The 9,665-nt window shown below is 33.0% G+C and carries 7 protein-coding genes; 6 read left to right on the plus strand and 1 reads right to left on the minus strand.

Translation table 11 applies throughout. The features are described 5' to 3' along the window. Positions 1-164 precede the first annotated feature (164 nt). Together O3629_RS09960 and O3629_RS09965 are read left to right on the plus strand one after the other, a co-directional pair. The gene (locus O3629_RS09960; protein WP_070664709.1) at positions 165-809 is read left to right on the plus strand and encodes a hypothetical protein; all 645 of its coding nucleotides are present in this window, start codon (positions 165-167) and stop codon (positions 807-809) included. A gap of 11 nt (positions 810-820) precedes the next feature. Continuing rightward, positions 821-1,186, plus strand: coding sequence for a hypothetical protein (locus O3629_RS09965; RefSeq protein ID WP_070664707.1), 366 nt, complete (start codon positions 821-823; stop codon positions 1,184-1,186). A gap of 996 nt (positions 1,187-2,182) precedes the next feature. Here the strand turns inward: O3629_RS09965 and O3629_RS09970 are convergent. After that, entirely contained in the window at positions 2,183-3,259 is a 1,077-nt protein-coding gene (locus O3629_RS09970; protein WP_070664705.1) for an Abi family protein, read from the minus strand. Between the two features lie 1,356 nt (positions 3,260-4,615). On the opposite strand from O3629_RS09970, the gene O3629_RS09975 reads away from it, so the two are divergent. From O3629_RS09975 to O3629_RS09990, 4 genes are all read left to right on the plus strand, one after another. Beyond that, on the plus strand, positions 4,616-6,016 hold the full coding sequence (locus O3629_RS09975; protein WP_256263395.1) for a plasmid recombination protein: 1,401 nt from the start codon (positions 4,616-4,618) through the stop codon (positions 6,014-6,016). Between the two features lie 441 nt (positions 6,017-6,457). Then, the gene (locus tag O3629_RS09980; RefSeq protein WP_201088187.1) at positions 6,458-7,954 is read left to right on the plus strand and encodes a DnaD domain protein; all 1,497 of its coding nucleotides are present in this window, start codon (positions 6,458-6,460) and stop codon (positions 7,952-7,954) included. Positions 7,955-8,398: 444 nt separating this feature from the next. Beyond that, positions 8,399-8,788, plus strand: coding sequence for a hypothetical protein (locus O3629_RS09985; RefSeq protein WP_070664713.1), 390 nt, complete (start codon positions 8,399-8,401; stop codon positions 8,786-8,788). Between the two features lie 135 nt (positions 8,789-8,923). Continuing rightward, positions 8,924-9,541 (plus strand): SAP domain-containing protein, encoded by a 618-nt coding sequence (locus O3629_RS09990; protein WP_070664711.1) that lies wholly within the window; start codon positions 8,924-8,926, stop codon positions 9,539-9,541. The last annotated feature ends 124 nt before the right edge of the window (positions 9,542-9,665 follow it).

A 9,665-nucleotide genomic window follows, 5' to 3' on the forward strand; every position in this document is an offset into this window, starting at 1 on the left:
AAAAAAAAAGAACGTACAATAATATTGGAAGGACTACCGCTTAAACAGAGATAGAAAGGAAAAAATTAGGAAACTATATTTCTCTGGTTTAATGTGTTAGAACTAAACGATATATCTTTTCGCATTTTACACTACACTAATAACTACGAAAGGCTAGGTTTATTATGAAAATAAGTTTAAAAGCAATTATAATAGGTTCAGTTATTTCAAGTTCACTAGTTTTTAGTTCAGTAGCTTTAGCTGCTACTTACAAAGATATTACAGAGCCCACGACAATACAAATTGAGGACTCTCAAATAATTCAAGTATTACCAGAGGGGGGATTCATTTATAATTCTAATGGAACATCTGATTATAATGAAGAGATGGTTCAACACAATAACAGTCAGTTAATGACTTATCAAGAATATAAAGAACATATAGAACATTCTCTCCAGAGTTCTCCTCTTACTCTTTTTGAACCATCTCCAGGGCTTTTATCAGCGGATCCTTTTAGTCAAAAAGGTAAAGTTTTAGCCGATAAAGAGATTTATGTATCTCAGCCTTTTTCAGGAAGTGGATGGCGTTTTTCTAATTTAAAGTTTATTGCAGCTAACGGTACAGGTAGATGGTTAAAATGGACTTCAATTTATGATGGAGGTCGAGTAGGAAATTATAATTCTGCCGAAAGTACATACAGTGGTAGAGGATTATACGGAGTAGAGTTAGAGGTAGGAAGAGCTCGGTATGTAGATACACGAAGTGATTGGCTTTATTATTACACTTACAATCCTGTTCCAGGAACTCGATACATTGTAGAAAACAGATAAGGAGACTCAACATGCTCAAGAAATTCACTACATGTGCTTTTATCGTTACTCTAATTTCTTCTATCCTTATCGGAAGTAACATAATATTTGCAAATGATAAAGGCGAGGATATCCAAGCGAAACCACCAACTCTAGAGATAATGGTAAAACAAGCTTCTAAAGATTCTACTCTCTTGGAAACGTTAAATCAATTTTCAGACCAGGATACTATCATTGCCTATCCTGAAAGCATGGGTGGCGGGTTTTCTGTTAAATCTGCAGATAGTAGTGAACCTCTAGTCGGAGAAATTCTTGATACTAAAGGGGAAAGAGTCATTTATAAAGACTCTCAACCTGTCACTATTGCCCAAGTAAAGGAAGCGATTCAAAACAAGTAATAAACTGATATAAATAAATATAACCGGCCTATTATTAAATAGGTCGGTTATTTGACATTCCAATTCTTATTAATGATTCGCCTTACTTTCCTATACAAAGAAATTATCGTATAGCCTTTAAAAATCTTATAAAAATTGAGCTATCTAAAAGATATTTACAGTCATTATCTGAAAAGACTATACTTAACAAAAAACAAAAATATCTATATCAAACTCATTCAGTTTTTTGAAAAAATAGATAGCATTCTGTGAGTGCTTGATGCTGATGCTACGCTGTTTTTTAGTTCAACTGAAACCCATACTTTCCAAACCAGTTCTTAAGAAAGGAATATTTCGATAATTAGCTACACCATTCAACTACTTTTAACTGTTATTTATTCAATTGTAATTTTTTACATTGACACTAAACTATTTGAAAACAAAGAATTCTAAATCTATAAAAAAAGTACAAATCTATTGGTAGCTAAACAGACAAATTTTATAATGTTTATCAAAGTGAACATAAAAAGAATGTTGATTTGTCAGCATTCTTTTTTATTTCAAATGTATTCTCGGAATTAGAAAGGTGGGGTTTATATTTTAGTTACTTAAAAAATTTGTAAGCGTAAGACTTGCGAAACTCTACGTCATTTTTGTATAGCTGATTAGAATTTGCGTTTTTTCATACAAAAAACACGCATTTTTGATGCTGAGACGAGCATTCTGACGTTGTTTCTGTTCAATTTGTGGACGATAGACCACAAGAAAACCCTTGAGAGCCAAGGGTTTAGGGTTGTTTTGCTATTGAGATATATCTTTCCGAAAAAGATCAATTTTTCGGAAAGTTGTAGAAGAGAAGTTATTTTTCTTGGCAACCAAAAGACCCTCGGTATTGATACCGAGGGTCTTTATCGAGGAAAATATAAGATTGATATTCTCCAACGCTCTTAGGAGCAAATTTATTTACTGTTAGATATTCTATTACATTTAAAGAAAAATGTCAACAAAAAAAACAATTTATTTAAATATAAATTTTGATTCAGTAAAAATAAATTTTTTCCACTCTTTTAGACTAGGCTCACCCATTTTTGTTAATAGACGAGTATTTAAATCAAAATCTGGAGATTTAAAATGTTTATTATTTCGATAAATAATGGAATTTATATGTTTTTTTAACGGTTTTGTACTTTCAAAATAATTTACAATTTTTAAAGCATCAAACAAAGATAATACAGAAGGTTGTAAACCTGTTTCTGAGGGTGTTAGTTGAAACAATGATACTAATCCCATATTTAATTTAACACTTTTTGGAGATTGATAGCGATATACTAATCTCCCGTGAGCACAGCAATTTCGAAGCGAGGTAATAATATCAAACATATTCAAAAATTCATTTCTATGAAATAGTGTCATATTGAAATCTGCCATTACCTCTTTTAGTACATTATCCTCAAGATAGTGCAACAATCGAAGTACCTGTCCTAACGTCATTGTTTCGATTGCAACCCAGAATGGAACTGCAACGTTGGGATGTTCACTATAAATAGATACCCCTGTATTTGATGGATGGTAACTTGGGTCTGAATAAAACTGATGGTTAATATGATCGTTTCTCTCGACTAAAATTTTAAGATAATTTTCTTTAAACAATATAAACTTGTCGAACTCATTATAAATTTTTTTATTTTGGTAATTAACAAAAGGATAATGTTGAGAATATGTCCCTGTTTGAGGATCTGTATAGTTAGAACTTAATGTATAGTTCATAGTATCATTTATCATTTGGCAGTGTGCCTGAGTAAAATGGTAAGAAACAGAATTTTTTAATTTTGATTCAATATTATTTAATAAATCCAGAATCGCAGCTGATAAATTTTTATTAAATTTATAAATTGCAATAAAGTCGTCTAAAGTTACTTTATTGAAATATTTTGGATTCTGACTAGATAGTAAAATACTTTCAATACCATTAATTAAATTAAAATAATTATATTTTACAAGTGCCTCATCAAGTTCAGTTTCTTCAAATTGTAAATTTCTATCTAATAATTTTTGTTTTAGCGAATTACGGTCTTCACTTTTCTTAATAGCCATATAATACTCCACACAAATTACTTTGTATACTATATAAAGTATATCATACTTTCTCGCAATTTTTGACCAACTATTTTAAAATAACAATAATGTGTAAAAGCTGAACAAGGGATTATTATGAAAAAATAACTACACTTACAGTCATTGGATTATCTGCTATTTTATTAGCTGTATATTCTTCTGACTCTAGTAGCAAAAAAAGATTCTGGAGCATCAGAGGCAAAAACAGAGCAACAAACAACTGTTGCCAGCAAAGCTGAGCCAACTGTTAAAGAAAAAGCAGCTCAATATGCCGCAGATAACCTAAAATAAAAAATAAGTCCTTCTGCTAAAAATTTTAAAGAGCAAATAGGGTTATTTTTTCTAAAAAACTTCTCTACTATCGATTTCTGGGTATGGATCTTGATCATTTAGAATCCTATTTAAACAATCTATACTTGACTGTAGATAAAACAGTTTGCTTTTTAGTTCTACCATATCGGATGTCTCTGATAGTTGATTACAGTTTCGTTTTATATGCCAGATTGTCTTTTGAATATTTCTTTCTTTTAAATTTTTCATATTCCAATTATATCTTGAAAAGTCTTATAATTTTTCTAAATTCCTGAAATGTCATTTTTTTCACCTGAATAATCTTATTTGAATCTACTTTTTTTGTGGGAGATGGATTTAGGTTTGGAGGATAGTCCAAACTATGGATTAGATGTATAACAGAAAGTTCTACTCTTGAGCCCTCGGCAGAGCGTTTTACCTTTGTACGTTGCGAAGCAATGTCAAAGGTGCAAAAACGTTACTCTTTGCCAAAGAGTAACAGAAACTCCTGCTAAATCCCGACTGTAGATTATTATTTTTACGTCTGTTTTCAATCGACAATAGCGACGCAGAATAGCGATAGCGCTGCGTCTTAGCCCGTTTTTCGGGCTACCTTGCGCATTTTTAAAGCTGGTTAATGGTTTTGTATACTGGACCACGTTTAAGCCCAATAATGGGCCTATATGTAGTCCATTTTTTATATAAATAATGGATTTATACATGTTCCATGATTTTATTATTTCGTGGTCTACTATGTAGCCCATTATTCTATATTTCTATGGTCTTCTATATAGTCCATTTTATATTCAAATAATGGACAACTATATAGACCATAATTTTTATTTTTCATGGACTTATATACAAACCCACGATATTGATAAATCATGGATCTCTATATCTATCCATGATTTTTATTAACTAGGCTATTAGCCTAGTTAAACTTTTTGAGTGTTGCGTTTTTTCTTCTGTTTTGTCTTTATTTTTAACAAAAGATGGCATACTATTAGTAGCTTTTAAAAAGGTAGGTTTATGATGGATAAGACAATGACATTATCTTTTAAGACGAATCCACGTCAGACTAATATTCGACACAATAACCGTGAACTAACGGAAAAAGAATTTAGGAGCGACGCTCACAAACACATCCAGCGCGAAAAATCGAAATATAATATTCAGATTTTCAAACGCGATATTAAAGATGTTTATCACGAACTCTTCGATGATGCACTGAACGCTTACAACGCAAAACAAAAGCGCAAAGATCGTAAGATCGATGATTATTATAAACACGTCCGAAAGTCCAAAAATTTGGACCTGCAGAGAGAGTTTATCGTGGCCGTCGGAAACAAAGCTGATTGGGAAAAATTGAGCATTGAAGAAAAGAAGGAGGTAGGGGAAGTCCTGGCGCGCTATGTACGCGATTTTAACGAACGACACAATAATATGACCATCTACAATGCTATCGTCCATTTGGACGAAGCTGGGGCCCCTCACGCACACTTTAACGTGGTTCCAACAGCGAATGGGTACAAAAATGGGCTTTCAGTCCAACCGTCATTTAGAAAAGCGTTGGAACAGGAAGGATTTGGACCATCTGGACGCGAGCAATTTAAAGCGTTTAGAGATGCAGAAATCCATCGTCTGCATGAGTTTGTCCATGAAATCGGAATTGACCGAAAAGCGGGTCAGACGAACGACATCAGGGATATGCGCGAATACAAAGACGCGATGCAATACATCGAGAATCAAAAATCAAGTCAGATCGTAAAAATGCAACGCGAGGAACAAGCTCATGAAGAGAAGATGGAAGAGCTAAATGAGCGATTTAAACAGCAAGAAGAAAAATTTCAAAAACGAGACGAGGCATTTGAAGACCGCAAAAGACAGCAAGCTAGAGAGATTAAACGGATTAACGATGAGATAGTGAGCAAATCTGAAGAACTTGATCGCGAAATGATCGAAGATGCAACAGTCGATGCAATGCTGAAAATGCAGCTGATTGCAAAAAAACCGATTGATGATAAACGGAACTATCGAATCGAAGAGAAAGGCTTTGGCAATTCAAGACAGCGTTATGTCATGGTCCCAGAAAAGGATTTTGATGATTTGGCCCGCAGGGCTAATAGAGGCCCTTTGATTAAATTGCTGAATGAGTTTAAAGAACGCATTCTTGGTTTAGGAATCGTGAAACGTCTGACAGCTACGATTGCGAAACTGAAAGAGGAAATGGCTGGTCTAATTAGAGAAAATGATAGCTTGTCCAAAGAATTGCAGTATGTAGTTGAAGATAGAAACAAATACAGATCTCAATTGCAGGACCAAGAGTATTATCTAACGGATCAAGAACGTGCTGAGATTGCTGAAAAGATTATTCAGAGAAAAGATCTGGAACTAGAGGATGGTGAAAGAACATTTGAGAAAGATGATCTTGATTTTAGCAGATAGATAATCTACTTGTGACTTAAGTAAAAGTATGTGTTTTTTTGGTAGCACTTTACGAAGATAATCTCTCTCTGTCAATAAAAAATTTCATTTTTCATCTCTTAGATACCTTTTGAAGGCAAGCTACCGTAGCAATCAAATCAAACGTGAATCATAAGATCACAAACGTATAATTTTTTATCTTGCTTTCTTCTTCTATAATAATATGTATAAGTATAGGTATTAGTACGCAAAAGCGCAAAAATACGAAAAACCTTGTCAAATAAGGCTTTCTACGTTTTAAGTGCTACCGTTCTAACACATTAGTGCTACCATTTTAACACATTAATGCTACCGTTCTAACACATTAGTGCTACCGTTCTAACACATTAGTGCTACCCATGTTATAAAAAGTTGCACTTTGTTTTGAATAGTGTTATAATAGCACTATGAAAGGCAAGAAAAATGAATGAAATAAGAAAGCAGCCAGAGGTTTGGCAACTAACTAATATAAAGAACAAACAGTTAGCTAAAAGTAAAAATTTTCGTATAACAAGTTTGGCGAACAGAATGACGACAGCGCAGAATATATTATTTTCTTTCGCATTGCTCAATGCAAAAGTTGATGGTGATTTTGCTGAAGCCACTTTTACGATTGATGAACTAAAAAATTTTGTTTCTCTTTTAGATTATGAAAGACACAGAACATCACGAATTTTACAAGATCTAAAAACAGTTGGGGAAAGCAGTATTTTGATGATCGATGAGAAGATGATTAATGATCCTCTGAATGGTTCTGCTAAAGGAATTATGATATTCAGTTCTTATTCTTATCAAAAAGGGAAATACCATTTTATATTTAATTCAAATAAGATAGAAAAAGATGGTGTAGCTCCAATAATTGGAGTTTTGAGATCTAGAGAAGAAAATCCTTTGATTTATAGACTAGATATGTTTGCATCGCTCAACTTTTCAGGGCAAGCGTTGTATGAGAATATCCTCATAGCGAACCAATCAGGATTGCGAAAAATTCAATTAAGTAACGAAGACCTTCGCGGAATTTTTGGTACTTTTGGGAAATCAATGGAACGATACGATGCAATTAAACGAAAACATTTAGCTCCAGCAGTTGAAAGCATCAATAGCAATACAGAATTAAACATCATTTATGAGCCGTTAAAAAATGGTCGAAAAATAATTGGTGCTGAATTGCGATGGACTATTGAAAAGACAAAATTAGCTTCCAAGGCGCAAATAGCGACTGCCACCGAGTTGTATGTTGAATTACTAGGATTTGGATATAGTCGAGATAATAGCCTCCTCAAGGATTTGTATAGCATCAATGAAAAGAATATAGGTGATGCAATAAACATTATTAAAAGAGCAACCAAGGAAATTAGCGAACTTAGGTCGGCTATTGAAAAAACGGCACAAAAAAAAGAAACTACTGATAAACCTAATAATCCAGTAGTGGAAAGCAAGGTAATTTCCGAAAAAGAATCGAACGAATATGGTTGGTTTTTCAGCCGCTTTGAATCAGTTGAAAAGCCAACAGAATCGGAAATATTGGGCTACTTAAATGGCTTTGTTGAATCTGATAGGAACAATGTGTTAGAGCTGGCATATGAGATTTTCAATCGAAATGGCGGGGAAAAAGCAACGTACATAGCAACGGTTCTTCGAAATTGGAGACAAAAAGGTATAACGACGGTTGAAGATGCAAGAAAATCTTATGAAGCAAGTTATGCTGTTAAACGTGATGAGAAAAAGACTAAAAAACGGAGTACGAAAACAAATGTTCCGAAGTGGTCGAATCAGGATTATAAAAATGAAACGACAGAAGAAGAACAGGCCGACATGAAGGAACAACAAAATAAGTTACTAGCTAAAATAGACAATCCATCGCAAGAGCCACCCGTTGTCGAAGGACAAACCAATATTTACGATTTTTTAGACGAATAAAAAGGACGGCTTATCCGTCTTTTTTTATTGCTTTGTTTTTAACTAGTTTAATAGCCTAGTTAGATTATGAAATCGTAAAAAATAGGCTTTCAATTTTTAGCTGCGCTTTATAAGTGTTTTATTATGTTTTGAGAGCTTAAAAGTTGGGGTGGTATATTTACCCTCGGAAGATAATTCACTCCGTTTTTCACTGTTATTTAATCACGTTTCAGAGCTTAAAATCGATTCTCGATAAATACTTTCTCAAAAAATAAAAATATACTATGGCATCTATAGCCAGATTAACAGAGGGAGGAAGACAACAATCAATTTCAAAATGCTTTTTAAAGTTGATTTTTAAGTGTTTTCATGGAATTGTGTGTGTAGAATTGTATAGAATATGCTACAATGTATCTATACATAGTGCTATGTTTGTGTAGCAAATAAATACCCCTAGGAGAAAAAATGAGCGTTCAAATCAGCGTGAGAGTTTCAAAAGAGCAAAAGGAGAAACTCGTAGATTTAGCTAAAAACGAGAACAAAACAATTACTCAATACATAGTCGATCGCTGTATTGTAGAAGACAGCTATACAGATGCTAGCAATGTAGACGATGCTAGCAATCGTATAGAAACTGTGTTGCAGGAGCAAATTGAGCAAATTCGTGCTGATTTTGAGATCGAACGTAGCTTTTATGTTTCTCAAATTGAGCAAAAAGATAAACAAATTGCTGATATGTTAGAAACTAATAATAATCAACTCCAGCTTATTGGAGCACTGACTATCAAAAATGAAACATTACTTTTAGAAACAAAGAAGAACTGGTGGCAACGTTTGTTTTCAAAAAATAACTAATTAGTTATATGTGAGTGAAGTTAAGCTTAATAGAAATACAGTAATTACAAGATTGTAATATTTTCTGTTATAGCTTTAAGTGGCATGGGTATATAGGGTACAATAAGATGAAATTGAAGTTGTAGAGGTGAGCGTTTGGAAGAAAATAGACCTGATTTTAGAGATATAAAATCATTTGAAGAATTTAATAGATACTACTGGTACCGAGAAGAGCTTTCACAAATTTGTAAGTGCCTTGGATTAGAATACAGATGTACAAAAAAAGAATTAAATCATATTATAGAACAATATTTTAAGGGAAATAGAGTAGAAAAATTTTTGAGGAAAAGAAACAAAAATCAAACCGAAATAATAACCCTAAATACACCATTACTTGAATGTGGGTTTTCCTTTAATCACAAATTTCGTGATTATTTTTCAGCTGTAACAGGTGTTAATCCGTTTAAATTTAATGCTGATATGGCAACAGCTTGGCGAAAAGTAAAACGGGACAACAACATAAATTTTACAATCCAAGATATGATTAAAATATACTATGGAGAGTCAGACTACGCCAAGTATGATAATTCAGCTTGCCAATGGAATCAATTTCTAAAAGACTTTTGTGCAGATGAATTTAGCAATCATTACTCCAACAAGTTAAAAGTTGCGGCTATCCTTTGGAAAGAGGTTAGAGATTCAAAAAATAAAAAAATTTATTCACAGGGACTTCTAAAAGAATACAGCTACAAAATAGAGAAGTACTGTAAGTAAATAGCTTCAAGTTTGTCGAACGGAATATAATGTATTAAAGACGATAGAAATAAAAAAACTATAAATGCTAAGTGTAGTTTTGACATCAGAATGACCTAATCGTCTTTCTCTTTTCTTGCATTTC

Origin of the sequence: Streptococcus sp. 27098_8_12 (assembly GCF_041432115.1) — a bacterium.
Classification (GTDB): Bacteria; Bacillota; Bacilli; order Lactobacillales; family Streptococcaceae; genus Streptococcus; species Streptococcus parasanguinis_V.